Annotated in this window: 14 protein-coding genes; 8 read left to right on the plus strand and 6 right to left on the minus strand. The window is 47.5% G+C overall.

The window, feature by feature from the left end:
- Positions 1 to 414: 414 nt before the first annotated feature.
- The 5 genes from ACZLMD_RS04005 (at position 415) to ACZLMD_RS04025 (ending at position 4439) form a co-directional block, all read left to right on the plus strand.
- Positions 415 to 573 carry a hypothetical protein gene (locus tag ACZLMD_RS04005; RefSeq protein ID WP_484106939.1) on the plus strand — a complete coding sequence of 53 codons (159 nt, stop codon included), beginning with the start codon at positions 415 to 417 and terminating at the stop codon, positions 571 to 573.
- Positions 574 to 585: 12 nt separating this feature from the next.
- The gene (locus tag ACZLMD_RS04010) at positions 586 to 1377 is read left to right on the plus strand and encodes an exonuclease/endonuclease/phosphatase family protein (protein WP_489495152.1); all 792 of its coding nucleotides are present in this window, start codon (positions 586 to 588) and stop codon (positions 1375 to 1377) included.
- A gap of 82 nt (positions 1378 to 1459) precedes the next feature.
- Positions 1460 to 3328 (plus strand): AAA family ATPase, encoded by a 1869-nt coding sequence (locus ACZLMD_RS04015; protein ID WP_489495153.1) that lies wholly within the window; start codon positions 1460 to 1462, stop codon positions 3326 to 3328.
- 20 nt (positions 3329 to 3348) lie between these two features.
- Positions 3349 to 3738 carry a hypothetical protein gene (locus ACZLMD_RS04020; protein WP_489495154.1) on the plus strand — a complete coding sequence of 130 codons (390 nt, stop codon included), beginning with the start codon at positions 3349 to 3351 and terminating at the stop codon, positions 3736 to 3738.
- A 68-nt stretch (positions 3739 to 3806) separates the two neighbouring features.
- Positions 3807 to 4439 (plus strand): hypothetical protein, encoded by a 633-nt coding sequence (locus tag ACZLMD_RS04025; protein WP_489495155.1) that lies wholly within the window; start codon positions 3807 to 3809, stop codon positions 4437 to 4439.
- A gap of 19 nt (positions 4440 to 4458) precedes the next feature.
- Here ACZLMD_RS04025 and ACZLMD_RS04030 read toward each other — a convergent pair whose 3' ends face one another.
- The 6 genes from ACZLMD_RS04030 to ACZLMD_RS04055 form a co-directional block, all read right to left on the minus strand.
- Entirely contained in the window at positions 4459 to 5091 is a 633-nt protein-coding gene (locus ACZLMD_RS04030; RefSeq protein WP_147403669.1) for a phosphatase PAP2 family protein, read from the minus strand.
- The gene (locus ACZLMD_RS04035; protein WP_486818654.1) at positions 5048 to 5893 is read right to left on the minus strand and encodes a phosphatidylserine decarboxylase; all 846 of its coding nucleotides are present in this window, start codon (positions 5891 to 5893) and stop codon (positions 5048 to 5050) included. Before ACZLMD_RS04035 ends, ACZLMD_RS04030 begins: the two co-directional genes overlap by 44 nt.
- Positions 5894 to 5905: 12 nt before the next feature.
- Positions 5906 to 6610, minus strand: a complete 705-nt coding sequence (locus ACZLMD_RS04040) for a CDP-alcohol phosphatidyltransferase family protein (RefSeq protein WP_489495156.1) — start codon at positions 6608 to 6610, stop codon at positions 5906 to 5908.
- 1 nt (position 6611) lies between these two features.
- Positions 6612 to 7664 (minus strand): lysylphosphatidylglycerol synthase transmembrane domain-containing protein, encoded by a 1053-nt coding sequence (locus tag ACZLMD_RS04045; RefSeq protein WP_489495157.1) that lies wholly within the window; start codon positions 7662 to 7664, stop codon positions 6612 to 6614.
- 178 nt (positions 7665 to 7842) lie between these two features.
- The gene (locus tag ACZLMD_RS04050) at positions 7843 to 8550 is read right to left on the minus strand and encodes a LytR/AlgR family response regulator transcription factor (protein WP_022304950.1); all 708 of its coding nucleotides are present in this window, start codon (positions 8548 to 8550) and stop codon (positions 7843 to 7845) included.
- A 49-nt stretch (positions 8551 to 8599) separates the two neighbouring features.
- Positions 8600 to 9868 (minus strand): sensor histidine kinase, encoded by a 1269-nt coding sequence (locus ACZLMD_RS04055; protein WP_489495158.1) that lies wholly within the window; start codon positions 9866 to 9868, stop codon positions 8600 to 8602.
- Positions 9869 to 10224: 356 nt separating this feature from the next.
- Between ACZLMD_RS04055 and ACZLMD_RS04060 the strand changes: the two genes are divergently transcribed.
- The 3 genes from ACZLMD_RS04060 (at position 10225) to ACZLMD_RS04070 (ending at position 15106) form a co-directional block, all read left to right on the plus strand.
- Complete coding sequence (locus tag ACZLMD_RS04060) at positions 10225 to 11439, plus strand: hypothetical protein (protein ID WP_489495159.1); 1215 nt, start codon at positions 10225 to 10227, stop codon at positions 11437 to 11439.
- A 327-nt stretch (positions 11440 to 11766) separates the two neighbouring features.
- The gene (locus ACZLMD_RS04065; RefSeq protein WP_489495160.1) at positions 11767 to 13704 is read left to right on the plus strand and encodes an OPT family oligopeptide transporter; all 1938 of its coding nucleotides are present in this window, start codon (positions 11767 to 11769) and stop codon (positions 13702 to 13704) included.
- Positions 13664 to 15106: an aminoacyl-histidine dipeptidase gene (locus tag ACZLMD_RS04070; RefSeq protein WP_489495161.1), complete on the plus strand. Its 1443-nt coding sequence runs from the start codon at positions 13664 to 13666 to the stop codon at positions 15104 to 15106. Before ACZLMD_RS04065 ends, ACZLMD_RS04070 begins: the two co-directional genes overlap by 41 nt.
- Position 15107: the final 1 nt, after the last annotated feature.

Raw genomic sequence — 15107 nt, forward strand, 5'->3', positions numbered from 1 at the left:
GGCAGTTCTCCTTTGCGTTTTTTGTTTCGTCACTTAAAACTTTATACAAAGGAACTGCCCTTTTCAATATTTAATTTTCCGAAAACTTAATTACGCTAACATCGGAGCATGGAAAATGTCCATATCGGCAGTTTTAACGGTATGGGCATTTTCAGTTCAGAAGAGTATTCTTATCAATAATTTTGTATTGTTAATATACTGAAATCTTCAATGCCACAATGATGAACAAGCTCAAACTGGAAGAGGTTGTGCGTCCGGATTTTGATAAATATAAATAGGTAAACCAATGATAAAATGATAGAGAAAAGAAGATAATCATATGATACTTGACTTTTCGTGGTGGCTGTGGTATTGTGGTTGTAAGCTCAAGATATGAACGCACTCACTTTAAGTGTAAAGAAAGGAGACAAGAAGATGTACGAAGATACACAACACCAAACAGATTTTTTTGAGGAAGAGGAGGAACTCTCGCCATCACAGGTATGGGATGACGTGATGGCAGATTTTTTCCCGAATGCACAGACAGAAGAGGAACTTGAAGACGAATTGGAAAGCTGGATTAAATTTGATTAGGAGGTACTATATATGAAAAATATAGGTTTGTATATGGATAAAATTATTGTTAGCTGGAATATAAATGGATGGCTTCCGGTACGAAGGGACATCACATTTGCAGAGAAACTAAAAAAAGCGTCGCAGGAAATCGCATTTGCGGATCCGCAGCCAATAGTTATCATGCTACAAGAGATGATATCAGGGCGAGACCGCAAATACATTGATATGCTCGAAAAGTATTTTGAAAATTATACAGTGATCTTGCCGGCTGGTTTTGACTATCACAGACATTGGAAATCTATCTTTTCGGTTACACTGATTCGAACGGACGTTTTGCGTAGCTACAAGCTGTTTCAAGTTGACGAAGAACTTCCGAACCGCATATGCGGGCTTATGGCTGATATCGATGGAATTAAGACCTATATTGTGAATTGCCATTTAGTACAGATTCAGAACTTTCGGAATCAAGCCAGCTGGTACATCCAGGAGAGAAGGCATTTGCAAGCAAGGCAATGGAGATTACTACATGAATTTCTGCATGAAAACAGGGAATCGACTGTAATACTGGGGGGAGACCTCCAAGAAGGACGGGACGGTGAGAATATATCGATGATCAGAAAAGATGGGTATATTATGAACATCTGGGATTATCCAACAGCCAAGAACGCTTTCTTTAAAGACGAGCGGATTGATTATCTCGCATTCTCGCCAAGTGCAGCAAAGGAATTTTGTGGAGAAACGGAGTTTATCATTTGTGCTTATAATCACGAGCTTGGAGCATATAGTGATCATTTCCCACTGTATAATCTCCCTATGAATTAACTAATTTTAGTATACCGGAGCGATCATTGAAACCGGATAAAAAACGTCAGCTTTATTCGAGAGAAAGGACGTGTTGCTTTACATGATTTATTACCATCTTTGTTACCATCTTTCCGGGGCTCCTTCCAAGGATACACCGGAGTGGATGCGGATGCACCAGGAAGAGCTGGGCTGTGATCGTTCCGGCATTGATGAAAAGAATGTGAACAGCGTGAACCAATATCTCAAGGGTTGCAATGACTATGTAGCATCTATCACAGACTTTGATATTGCGACCATGGAAATGGACATATATGTAGCCGGTTCCGTGCACAACATGCATAAGTTCAAACTGGAAGAGGTTGTGCATCCGGAGTCTGATAAATGCAAATGGGAGCTTAGTCATCAAGAGGAGATTACCATTGAAGCGTATAAATATGCCGTGGACAACACCTGCTACATGACAAGATACAGTGTGCTTTTCGAAAAATTTGAAATTGATTTCAGAGAACCGCTCTACGATCCTTTCCCGTTTCGTGTTGAAGAGAAAATTCTAGAGGAGCAAACGCTGACTTTGGAGGAGTGCAGACAGAGAGCCCATGAGATATTGGGCTCTTCGAGTCTGTACGAAGAATTGGACAGGATCTATTCACCGGAAAATCAGCAAATTTATAAGGGGCATCCGGTACATTATCTGATCAGCGCAGGGGCGTGGGGAGCAGCTGAAGATATTTATGAACTTTTGATCAAAGCGTTGTACAATAATAAAAGACTTATATCAAACCGCATTACTCTGTTTCGGGAAGTACAGCGAAAAGGTTATAAAGACAGTCGCTATCAGAAGGTGATAAAAGCGGGAGAAGGCGGGACGGTGATCATTGAATTGAAAAGCAATGAGGGAACAGGAACCTTGCAGGATGCCCGAAATTGCCTGACAGAGCTTGTGGAGCAGGTGGATTTTGGGACAGAAGATAAAAGTGATGTGTATGATTATCTTGCAGAGGCAGAAACTTATTCCGTGACAGACATATTTAATGCGTACAATGCATGGTATGGAAGTGGGCTCAAGACCCATGTGTATAGGGCGTATCGGGAGAAGAAAAGTTTTCAGGTGGAAGTGACAAGGGTTCCCAACAAACCATACGACACCTTGCAGGAAATGATCGGATTAACAGAGGTAAAAACAGTGATTGATGAGATCATTGCGGCATCCAAAGTTGTCCGGGCGAGAGAGCGAATGGGCTTAAATACGCAGGGAGCCTCTTTTCATATGATGTTTTCCGGTAATCCCGGGACTGCCAAGACCTCCGTGGCGAGACTTCTGTGCAAGATTTTAAAAGAGGAGTCTGCGATCAGCAGCGGGCGGTTTGTGGAGTGTGGAAGACAGGATCTTGTTGCCAAGTATGTTGGGTGGACAGCCCGCATGGTAGAGGACAAGTTTAAGGAGGCGCAGGGAGGCATACTGTTTATTGATGAGGCGTATGCACTGGTCGATAGCAGTAATACCTATGGTGCGGAAGCAATCAACACGGTTGTGCAGATGATGGAAAATTACCGGGATAGCGTCATCGTTATCTTTGCCGGGTATCCGGAGAAGATGCAGACATTTCTCGAACAGAACGAGGGGTTGAAAAGCCGTATTGCGTTTCATTTGTCATTTCCGGATTATTCACCGGAGGAATTGACGGATATTTTAACGTTGATATCCCAAAAACGGGACTATCAGATCGACGAAGAAGCAAAAGAATATTGCAAAGAACTTTTCTGCAATGCCGTAAAAGAAGACAACTTCGGAAATGGCAGATATGTAAGAAATATTCTGGACCAGGCGATCATAAAACAGTCTGCGCGTATTCTGAAAATGGAGACCAGAGAAGACATTTCCAGAGAAGAGATCTGCCGGTTGAAACGGGAGGATTTCAGGATTCACGAAATTGTAAAAAAGAGTGAAAAGCGGATTGGGTTTGCGTGATGAAGAATAAGGAGGACAAATTGAAAAAAGATGAATTAGAGCAGAGACATTTTAATGCGCATATTCCGGTTCAAGACGATTCCGGCATTTGGAGGGTGCAGACGGGTCATGGACTTGAAAGCGGAGATATTAATTATATTGCAGGAGAGTTTTCCGGAATGTGTTTGATCTATCATTTTATGCATAATGGTGAGATGGATCATGTTCATAGGTTTGAGGATGTTTTGGCAGAGCTTTTGCAAGACCCGGAACATGTAGATATTGTGACGGATCATGTAGAATATTCAGAACAGCAGATCCAGATGGTTAAAGCAATAAAGAGGGCAGTGTCATTTGTAGATTCACATCACAGACCGATGACCATGGAAGAACTGCGTAGAAACAGAACGGGAGAGGATTATGAGAATTGATTGTGTGTTAAAAGACGGAGACAATTGTCTGGCTGTCAATGAAATACACAAGACCGGGAGGTGATAGTTTGTCTAAGCTTGTTAATGGATATAATGCGGTGCTGATTTCAGCGGATGTCACTGTTGGGCAAAATATAGATGGCTGTAAAAATGACATTGGCAAAAACGGTCAATTAACGATATGGGAATCTGAGAATTTACACCCGGGCCGGAAATACATAAGGTTCCAAACGGCAGATCATTCCGTCGAAATACAGACTGCCTGCGGCGATATCAGCATCTCAAATGATATATTTGAAATATCGACACAGTCAGGTGCGAACACGTATAGATTTAAGCTTCTGGAGCACATTCAAACAATTGATTTTAGAATGAAATTACCGGAGCGGTATTGGCATATCTGTAATGGTTGCGGAAAAAGAGAGTTTTTATCCAGCAAAGAAGCATTTGAGCAGGGCTGGGATTATCCGGGACCGGACGGAATATATAAGACAATGCCTAATTATGGCTTTGGAACGATAGCGCCACGGACTTGCGGCGATTGTTGTATCGCCATGGACAAGTTATATCTGGCGTTGGCAACGAAGAGTGAGTCAGTGGAAGAAGTGATAAGGGAAGAGAAGGAAACGCTGGAAAGAATACAAAATGAGCCGTGGTCTTTGATGGAATCAGAGGAGGATATGGGTGGTGAGCATGGATAGGGGTGACATAGAATGGACATCATTGCCGGATAGCTTTTTGTATTCTCCCGGCCAGCCGGAAGCCTGCTTCAAACACAACGATCCCTCCAAATACATCGGCGATCACATGCTGCTTGATAAACAGCGTAGACGCGAACACGCCCAGGGACATGATGAGCGTGGCGGTCTGATAGGTGCGGTTTGACTTCTTGAGCAGAAAGGAAGCACGGATGCAGCACCAGCTCTCGAGGCAGTGGATCGACGGGAACAGATTCACCGGTGGGTCGAAGGTGTAGATCAGGCGGACCAGACGGTTGCACAGATCAGTTCCGGTCACCTCAGGACGTGCGAGCGTGGTTGGAAGGAACACGAAGAAGAACAGACAGATGAGCTTTGCGATGATGTTGCCGAAGGCGAAGCGGTAGCAGAGCTCTTTGCTGTCTCTGGCGATCAGAAGATAGTTCAGCCCCCACTGTACGAAGGCGAGGACATAGAACAGAACGAAGGGTGCAAGAAACGGCAGCGCCGTATCAAGCGGCGTTTCCAGCGAAGAGAATGTCAGGAAATGCCGTAGCTGTGCGATTCCCATGTAGACGCAGGAGTTTACAAGCAGTGCAAGTGCAAGGGGTTTAATTGCATATTTCGGTATCAACGGGTTCGTTTGCTTTAGCATGTCCAATTACCTCTCCCAGCTTCACCGGGGTTTCGTTGCCGGTTGACGAGTTCTTTAAAATGGCAGGATCGATCTGAACCTTTCCGGGCTCCGTCAGCAGTATGATCGTGGAGCCGCCGTACTGGAAGAAGCCCTTTTCGCTGCCGCGGACAGCCGTTCCTTTTCCTTCGTGGTTTACGATACGACCGACCAGCATTGCGCCGACCTCCATCTGCACAATGGTTCCAAGCTGATCCGTGCGGATCAGCGTATATTCGCGGCTGTTCTCGGTAAATACAGGACGGCTCGCGAGGGCCACCGGACGAACGGTGTGAAGAACGCCGGGGATACGGCGGTTGCGGCTTTTGGCACCGGAATCAACATAGCAGTAGCGGTGGTAATGATTGACGCACAACCGGAATACCAGACAATAACCGCCCTCGTAATGGCGGGCAAGCTTGTGGCTGCGGAGAAGCGAGGTGAGCGTGTAGCTGCTCTGCTTCACCGGAAGCACGGTGTCTTTTTCAATCTTCCACACGGACAGAAGTCCATCGCAGGGTGCAATCAGATGTTTCGGATCCGGATCGACCGGGCGAAGCCCCTCGCAGATCTTGCGGGAGAAGAAATCGTTAAAGCTTCGGATATGATCTGTCTCGTAATCCTCAATCCGGATATTGTTTGTCCGAATAAACGGTCTGACTAGAAAATGGGACAGAGAAGAATCCAGAAAACGACCACACAGTTTGGACAGAGCCGGTGCCGTCAAGGGCTTCAAAAGCATTCTGCCCGGAATGGTGTGATACAGAAAATCAAGCATGTCCATGTTGAAAGACTCCTATCGTTTGATGTGCAGCAGAGCAAGGATCAAAATAATAAATTCAATGGCACCAAAAATGATCAGGATTGCAATGCCACGGTTCTGCGGTTTCTTAATGTGGAAACGGAACAGGAACAAGAATCCGGTCACGATCATTACTCCGAAATAGAGAAGCGTCAGATCGGCCCGCAGCAGAAGATGCAGAAGCAGCACAGCAGGGAAGATCAGGGCTGCCGACGTGACAGGAAGTCCGGTATAAATCTTTGCACCGCTTTCATCGCGATTCTGATCCTCTTCCTCCATCACGTTAAAATATGCCAGACGGATCATCGCTGCCAGAACATAAAGAACAGCGACGAAGGTCAGTATATATGTAGCAGGCTTCTGGTAGTTACTTAAAATATAACAGGTGAAGCCGGAAAGTCCGGGAATGTGGATCGCATAGCGAAGCAGAGAAATGCCGATGCATGCCGGCAGCACACCAAAGGCAACCAGATCCGAAAGAGAATCGATCTGAATACCGAACTTTTTCATTTGTTCTGTGCGGTTCTTTTTGGTTCTTGCAACCTTGCCGTCAAATGTGTCGCACAAGCCCGAGAACAGCAGAAAAAACATCCCAAGATAAGGATGTCCGACGCCGTTTAAGCAGAGCATAATGCCGGTTGTGCCCGACAGCAGTGAAAGGTAAGTAAGTATCACAGTATAATCATAGAATCCAATCATTTTATTTCTCCATTTTTAATTTTTTCTGACGTATTATGTAGCCGGCGATCACTGCGATCAGGCTGACAATAATACAGATGTAGAACGACAGACCGCGACTTAAGATTTCCAGACGGAAAGCCTCATCGCGGGTCATCAGCCGGCAGTATCCATTGAGCATCAGATAATCGGTGACGCCCATACCGCCGGGGATCGGCACGCAATTGGAACCAAGTACCACATAGATCTGTGTTGCCAGCAGATGTGGCAGCCTGCGCAGATCCCCATGAATCGCACTAAAGGAAAAAAGCGTGACGATAATCTGGGATAATCGCTGGCAAAGATTCAGAAGATACACCTTCCGGAGCATCTTCTTTCCATTAAATACAACAGACACACATTGGCTGTATTTGGTAATGGAGGATGCGAGCTTGCGTTCGATCCGGTCGGCGAGCCGGCTGCAGTGAAGCCTGCGCAGCAGTCCGGTAATACCACGTCCGGCAGCCAGTATCAGTGACTGACGCTTTAACAGCAGATAAAATAAAATACCAAGTCCCGTAAGGATCAATCCGCCTGCAATGATCAGGATGCGGCAGAAGAGATTGAAGTTTAAAAATATCCCCGGGAAAAGTAAAATATCGGCAATGCCGATCGTGATGATCGCCAGAGTGTACATAATGAGATTCAGCAAAAGTGCTGTCATTACAGCAGTTCCCGGAATCTTATCCTGCATCATGAAAAAGGCACTGGCAGGCTGTCCACCGGAAGCCGACGGTGTAATAGCAGAAAAATACACATCTGCAGCGGCATAGACAAAGCCCTGTGTCCGGTTTGTGGGATATCCCATATGTCGGACAATGACACGAAGAGCCTCTCCCTCAAACCAGATAAATCCCAGTGCGCCGATCGAAGCCGGAATCAGACCCCATAGAGAGGCATCGCGCAGATCTGCGATAAGTTCATTTAAGGAAATACCGCTTCCCTTTAATACAGCGTAAATGGTAAATGCGGCAAGGATCAGTGTCACGATACAGCAGATGAGCGTATTTATATTTTGACGTAATATGTTCTTCATAGAATAGCTCCTGTTTGTAGTTCATTGAATGGGGAAATAAGCATGAGCTTTCCAAGTTACCTACTAACTATAACATAAAATAAATGAGAATTGGCGTTTCTCAATAAAATAAAGGAAAAAAATCAGAAAAACATATGGTTCATGCTGAAAAAAGCTTCCGGCGAATCTGCCGGGATATTTACCGGAACATATAGGAGAAATATGCCTCCTTAAACGCCGCAGAATTATTGCGGGAAATAGGGATCTGCGTGCCGTTTTTCGTGTGGATCGTCGTCTTGGTGAACTGATCGACATGATCCAGATTCACAATGTAGCTGCGGTGACATTTGAAAAAGCCCTTATCCAGAGAGAAAATCTCCTCGCAGTGGGAGAAAAGCTCGCGGATCTCAAGGGTGGTGTTGTTGGACAGGCAGACCTGCACCAGCTTATTCTGCGCCTCCAGATAATCGACATCGTCCAGCGTGATGCGGCAGAAGCCCGAAGAAGTCTGGGCGGTAAAGGTTTCCTTTTCACGGTGCAGAGTCTGGGTGAAATCATCCATAGCGGCAAAGAGCTTCTCCGGGTCGACCGGCTTCATCAGGTAATTGAGTGCCTTCACCTCATAGGAATCCACGGCAAATTCGCGGGAAGAGGTCAGGAAAATGATCGGAACCGATTGATGCTCCTGACGCAGCTCCTTCGCGGTATCCATACCGTTGAGCAAAGGCATGATGATGTCCAGAATGATCAGATCCATGCAGTGGGTGTGGTGCGCCCGGATCAGATCATCGCCGTTGGAAAAACGGTAAAGAGTCACATCGACATGATGCTTCGATGCCCACTTTTCCAATAGCGCGACAGTCGTATTGATAAATTGTACCTCGTCATCACAGATTGCTATCTTCATAAAAATCCTGCGTTCCTTTCTCTGCCTGTAAACATTATGTCTCTGATATTTACACGATGATCCTCAGAATAAACATATGGTCGGAAACGGAAAAATGATACTGACCATGCAGCTGTTCTACATAGTATACAATACTTTTGACTCCGATGCCATGTCCTTTTCGGGTAGAAGCGGGAATCCCGTCAACAAACTTTGGAATCTGGTCGACCGGATTTTCGATTTCCAGAAGAAGCTGGTGGTTCTTCTGAGTGATCGTCAGTCTTGCCCAGCCATCATCTGCCGACGACTGCTCCAGTGCGTGCATTGCATTTTCGAGCGCATTGGACAGGATCGTACAAATTGCAATATCCGGGCATGGAAGCTCTGTCTGCGTGCGGATATTGCATTCAAGACGCAGGTCCTTTTCCGTGAAACGTGTCTGGTAGATCGAGATCACGGAATTGAGCGTGTCGTTTTTGCTGTAGGTCGTGATGACTGTGTCGTCATAGGCGTCGTTGATCTCCTGAATATATTTCTGCGCCTGTTCCGGGTCATTTTGCAGAAATGTCTGGATCATATTCAGGTGATGACGCATATCGTGCCGCAGGATGGAAAGCTCCTGTCGGCTGTTCCGTACCTGATCGATCTCCTTCTGGATCGACATGAGCTGTATTTCCATCAGGTCGCTGTACTGGCGGATTTCCTGCTTTTGCTCGAATTCTTTAAAATACACAAGAAGAAAAATCAAATATGCAATGCAGAAAGCGAAGCCCATAAATTCCACAACTGCTTTATTGCCGGAATAGAGAAGATTGGAAAACTTCGTTGTTGCATAGTCAAAGATATAGTATACGAGAGGAAGGAATCCGATAATGCAAAGCTCCCGTTTGTCCTTGGCAAAAATTGCCGCCGTGGTGCGGCAGACAAAACGGCTGAGGATCACAAAGACCAGAAGCGTTGTGATAATACGCGAGAGATAATAGCACCAATCCTGACGGGTGAGGTCGAGTGCGAAAAGACCGACCCAGGTGCTGATCTGACAGCTCAAATAGGCAGAAAAAACAGAGGTCAGACTGGAAATCAGCGGGTAATGATAATAAAGAACTAAAAATATCACCAAAGGGAGATGGATCACAAAAGGATAAAGCTCCTTGGCAAAAAGCGAGCCGTACAGAAATGATACGACCAGATATAATAATCCTTCTCCGCACGAAAACAGAAACAGTGTACCGATATTGCGGCGGTTCTGCTTCACGCCAAGGAAAAAGGCAGAAATATAGATGCCGTAAAGCATGGTTGTTAAATTGTGAATACCAGACAGGATCTGTACCAGCATCATACCGCCTCCCCCATAATTATTGTGATAAAACACGGATGCCCTGAATGCTCTATTGCCGGATGGTTTTCGCAATTCTGCATCAGTCTGCTATGATTATAAAAGTTTTTGCCGGGAAACACAACCGGATCTCGTTACCATTCGCACTGTATACACGCTGTTCACACCCAATATTTCCGGAGCATAATTTTATGCTTTTATTCTTTACTAAAGAAACTAATGAAAAATACCGAAGAATAAGATAAGTGAAAGAATCTGTAGAGGGTGGCGAAAAAGCATATGTAAGCCTTGATACTCAGGAACAGGGATGTGAATGAAAAGGCGTATATAAAAAGGACTCAGTCAGGGAGGATGAGAAGATGCGGGGAATGATTGCAGGAAATATGTACGAACCATATCGCAGTGCGCGTGCCGGAAGAAAACTGCAGGCGTCAAACGGTGCGCAGCAGGGTGCGGAATACAGTCAGACTGCTTCCGGCTTTGCGGCAGAGGACGGTGTGCAGTACGATGTGTCCAGCGGCAGAAGCCGTGTGGCACAGCTTTTGAGTGAGCAGTACGGCGGCGCGGATATGTATAATGTATCTGTGCCAAAAAGCGCACAGGGCGAGGCGACAATAGCAAAGACAACGGAGGGCACTGACACATCTGTACCCCAAAACGGACACACGAAGAAGGACACTGCGTCTACAAACACATCGGTTATTCATTCAGGAGCTGTGTCAAAAAATGGACAGACAAGTGATGGATCTGACCTGACGATGAGTGAGGATGAACAGGATCAGAACGGGGAAACTATGCCTTGGGACGATATTTCCGAGCAGGATATGGAATCGGATCTTTCCTATCTGGAGAACATGCTGAAGCGCCTGCAGGAGAGCCGGAAAAATGCTTCCAAAAACAAGACGAATACCAAGAAAGCATTATCCTACAGTTACCGAAGAGTATCTGCAGCGATTATGCGTGCCAAGACGCGGATCCAGGCGGGAAACGCACTAAGCTCTGCCAAGTCAGAGCTGGCAAGCCTCAAGAGAAAAGCAGGCTCCGGACAATACAAGGATGAAGAAATTCAGATCGCAGTCAATCACGCGAACAAGATGATCCGTGCAGCCCGCAAAAAGGTGGCAAATATGAAGCTGGAGGAAATGCATAAGCAGCATGATGACGGTACGGTGCGGGGCAGAAAGCAGAAAACCGAGGCGATTAAGAAAACAAAAGCAGTACGGGAGAATACCTCCGAAAAGGCGAAGCTTGATAAGCAGATGGAGTTAATGAAAAAGCGGTTAAAGCAGCTTTCTGAGGCGGAAAAGAACGGACACCGCCGGTCGGAAAATTACGAGCTTCTGCAGGCGGATATGGAATATTTAAAGAAAATGATCGATCTGATGCGTCATGAGCAGAACGGAACGAGCGATGACAACGAGCAGAATACCATTGATGCCGCAATGACGGAAGCTGCCGGTACGACAGAGACTACGGCAATGACCGGAACAGCATCGGAAGCAGCGGCTGACACAAGCGCTTCTGCGGCAGAGCTGGCACAGCAGGGGATGGAAGCAACAGCGGCAGTAGATTAGTAAAATGTCAGGGAATCTCCAGCCCCCGGGCGCCTAAAACATTCAGTCCGCCGATTGCTGCATAGTCATCCGTATAATTGCGGATCGTGTCAAGTCCCTCGATAGAAACTGTGTCCGTATTTTGGGATACATTCTCTTGTGAAAAAATTCCGAGTCTATTATCATATAATATCTTACAATTTAGTTTATAAATCAAATAAATTATGATCCCAAAGCAAAGTTTCGTATAATGACATTGCTTTAAATATGTGGTATACTTTAGGTTACGGACAAGCATAATATAAATACGGTTTTGAATAAAGATTATATTATGAATTGAGGTCTGTTATGAACGAGAATAAGAACTTTAAACCTGTTGTTCCTGCGCACAAAAGGCTGCCAGAATTTACTCCGGTATCGTTGATGCTGGGTCTTTTGCTGGCAGTGGTTTTTGGAGCAGCTAATGCATATCTCGGACTGCGTGTTGGAATGACGGTTTCGGCATCAATCCCGGCGGCGGTTTTGTCGATGGGCATCCTAAGGTATATTCTGCGGCGGGATTCCATATTGGAGAATAATATGGTTCAGACGATCGGCTCTGCCGGCGAATCCCTGGCGGCGGGTGCGATATTTACCATGCCGGCGTTGTTTATGTGGGCGCAGGAAAGCACAGAGGTTGCGATGCCTTCTTTTACGGAGATTGCAGCAGTATCCGTCTGCGGAGGTCTGCTGGGTGTCCTGTTTATGGTACCCCTCCGCCGTGCATTGATCGTGGAGGAGCATGGTGCGCTTCCGTTCCCGGAGGGGACGGCGTGTGCAGAGGTGCTGCTTGCCGGTGAGGAAGGCGGTGCAGGTTCGAAGGTTGTATTTGCAGGTCTTGGACTTTCTGCGTTGTATAAGTTTATTACGGAGGGACTGCAGGTATTTCCGTCACGGGTTCACTGGAATATCCGTCCGCTGCGGACGGGATTTGGACTGGATGTACTTCCGGCACTGACCGGTGTCGGTTTTATTTGTGGATTCCGCGTGGCGTCCAATATGTTTGCCGGAGGCGTGCTTGGCTGGTTTGTATTGATTCCGGCGATCATGCTTTTCGGTGCGGACAATGTGATCGCACCGGGCGTGGAGGCAATCTCTTCGATGGACGTCTGGGATATCTGGGGCAGCTATATCCGTTATATCGGTGCGGGAGCTGTTGCAGCAGGAGGTATTATCAGTCTGATCAGAACGTTTCCGGTGATCCTTCGTACCTTCGCCGCTGCAATGAAAGGGATCGGAGGCGGAGAGCAGGATACCCTGCGTACCTCGAAGGAGCTTCCGATGGGGGCGGTGCTTGCCGGAATTTTGCTGATCGCTGTGGTGATATGGCTTCTTCCGTCGGTGCCGGTACGGCTGTTTGGGGCGATGCTTGTCGTGATTTTCGGATTTTTCTTTGCTACGGTGTCAAGCAGGATGGTCGGTCTGGTGGGATCGTCGAACAACCCGGTTTCCGGCATGGCGATCGCGACCCTTCTGATCGCAACAGCACTGCTGAAAGGAACAGGGATGACCGGCTACGCCGGTATGGTATCGGCAATCTGCGTGGGAACCGTGATATGTATTGTGGCGGCGATGGCGGGGGATACCTCGCAGGATCTTAAGACCGGATATATCGTTGGCGCAACGCCACTATGGCAGCAGATCGGGGAACTGATCGGTGCAGTGGTCGCAGCACTGACGATCGGTGGCGTGATGTATCTGCTCAATGCAGCGTGGGGATTTGGTAATTCCGTGCAGCTGCCGGCGCCGCAGGCAACATTAATGAAGCTTGTGGTGGAAGGCGTGATGGGTGGAACACTTCCGTGGGGTCTTGTGTTTTGTGGTGCATTCGTGGCTGTTGTGATCGAGATCCTCGGGCTGCCGGTGCTTCCGATCGCGATTGGTTTATATCTGCCGATCCATCTATCAGCACCGATATTTGCAGGCGGTATGCTGCGGCGGATCATAGAGTCCCGAAAAGCGGATAGTGAAGAACAAAGAGGGAGGCAGAAGCTTCGCGTTGACAGAGGTATTTTATACAGTTCCGGACTGATTGCCGGGGAGGGGCTGGTTGGTATATTACTGGCGATTCTGGCAGTGATACCGTATCATGGCGGTTCGCTGGCAGATGTGGTTCAGATTGGATTTTCTTTTGGCAATATCGGCGGACTTGCAGCGTTTGGTCTGCTGCTTGCATCGATGGTATACTTTATAATGGAGGCGAAACATGGCAGTATTAACGGGGATAGAACCCAAGGAGGTATTTGACTGGTTTGAACAGATCTGTGCAATTCCGCACGGGTCATCCAACACGAAGCGGATCAGCGATTTTCTGGTGGACTTTGCGGTTCAGAGAGGACTGTGGTACCGTCAGGACGAATGGAATAATGTGATCATATGGAAGGATGCATCGGCAGGGTATGAGCAGTCGGCACCGGTTATGCTGCAGGGGCATATGGACATGGTCTGTGAAAAGGAAGCGGACTGTGACATTGACTTTGCACAGGAAGGTCTCCGGCTTAAGCTGGAAGGCAGTGTAATCTCGGCAGAGGGAACAACGCTTGGTGGTGATGATGGCATTGCGGTAGCATATGCGCTTGCGATCCTTGATGATGAGACAATACAGCATCCGCCGTTAGAGGCGGTATTTACCGTGGATGAGGAGATCGGCATGCTTGGAGCTGCCGCGATCGACTGCTCTGATCTGCGCTCCCGCATTATGTTAAATCTTGATTCGGAGGATGAGGGACATCTTCTGGTAAGCTGTGCCGGAGGTGTGACCGCGGAGGCGCATTTACCGGTGAAGTGGGAGCAGACAGACGGTGAACAGATCCGCCTTACGGTGACCGGTCTGATGGGCGGTCATTCCGGCGTAGAGATCGACAAGGGACGTGCCAATGCCTGCCGGTTGTTGGGGAGAACCCTTTTCACCCTGAAGGATTCCTGTCATTTCCGCCTGCTTCGTCTGGACGGCGGACTGAAGGACAATGCGATCCCGAGGGAGGCGACAGCGTTGCTTCTCTGCGAGGACGGAGACGGTGAGCGGGTGATTCGCGAGCTGGAGAAGGTGTACCAAAATGAGTACAGACAAACAGATCCATCGATTCGTCTTGTGTGGGAAAGCACTGGGACGAAAATGGGACAGAGAGCGATGACACAGCATTCCACGGACGATGTCATTGCGGCACTGGTGAATCTGCCGGGGGGCATACAGCGCATGAGTTTCGATATCCCGGGGCTGGTACAGACTTCCTTGAATCTGGGAATTATGATAACCCGGGAAGAAGAGGTATCGTTTTCTTTTTCGGTGCGGAGCAGTATCGGCACTGAGAAAGAAGAACTGGTGCAGAGGATCCGGTGTCTTATGGAGGCGCTTGGCGGAAGTGTGACCTGTACGGGAGCATATCCGGCATGGGAATATCGTGAGGATTCGCCGCTGCGCGAGCTGATGATACAGATTTACGAGGAGCAGTATGGTGAAAAGCCGGTGGTTGAGGCTCTTCATGCCGGTGTGGAATGCGGGCTGTTTGCCGGCAAGCTGCAGGGTCTTGACTGTGTTTCCTTCGGACCGGATATGGATGATATCCACACACCGAAGGAGTCCATGAATGTGGACAGTGTCCGCAGGACATGGGATTATGTGATTGAGATATTGAGAAGGTTAAGGTAGA

Source organism: Jutongia sp. (assembly GCF_057878315.1).

Coding starts and splice junctions, on each gene's coding strand:
- ACZLMD_RS04070 (WP_489495161.1), top strand. CDS start 13,664: ATGGCAGTATTAACGGGGATAGAACCCAAGGAGGTATTTGACTGGTTT.
- ACZLMD_RS04035 (WP_486818654.1), bottom strand. CDS start 5,893: ATGGACATGCTTGATTTTCTGTATCACACCATTCCGGGCAGAATGCTT.
- ACZLMD_RS04030 (WP_147403669.1), bottom strand. CDS start 5,091: ATGCTAAAGCAAACGAACCCGTTGATACCGAAATATGCAATTAAACCC.
- ACZLMD_RS04060 (WP_489495159.1), top strand. CDS start 10,225: ATGCGGGGAATGATTGCAGGAAATATGTACGAACCATATCGCAGTGCG.
- ACZLMD_RS04055 (WP_489495158.1), bottom strand. CDS start 9,868: ATGATGCTGGTACAGATCCTGTCTGGTATTCACAATTTAACAACCATG.
- ACZLMD_RS04045 (WP_489495157.1), bottom strand. CDS start 7,664: ATGAAGAACATATTACGTCAAAATATAAATACGCTCATCTGCTGTATC.
- ACZLMD_RS04040 (WP_489495156.1), bottom strand. CDS start 6,610: ATGATTGGATTCTATGATTATACTGTGATACTTACTTACCTTTCACTG.
- ACZLMD_RS04015 (WP_489495153.1), top strand. CDS start 1,460: ATGATTTATTACCATCTTTGTTACCATCTTTCCGGGGCTCCTTCCAAG.
- ACZLMD_RS04005 (WP_484106939.1), top strand. CDS start 415: ATGTACGAAGATACACAACACCAAACAGATTTTTTTGAGGAAGAGGAG.
- ACZLMD_RS04065 (WP_489495160.1), top strand. CDS start 11,767: ATGAACGAGAATAAGAACTTTAAACCTGTTGTTCCTGCGCACAAAAGG.
- ACZLMD_RS04050 (WP_022304950.1), bottom strand. CDS start 8,550: ATGAAGATAGCAATCTGTGATGACGAGGTACAATTTATCAATACGACT.
- ACZLMD_RS04010 (WP_489495152.1), top strand. CDS start 586: ATGAAAAATATAGGTTTGTATATGGATAAAATTATTGTTAGCTGGAAT.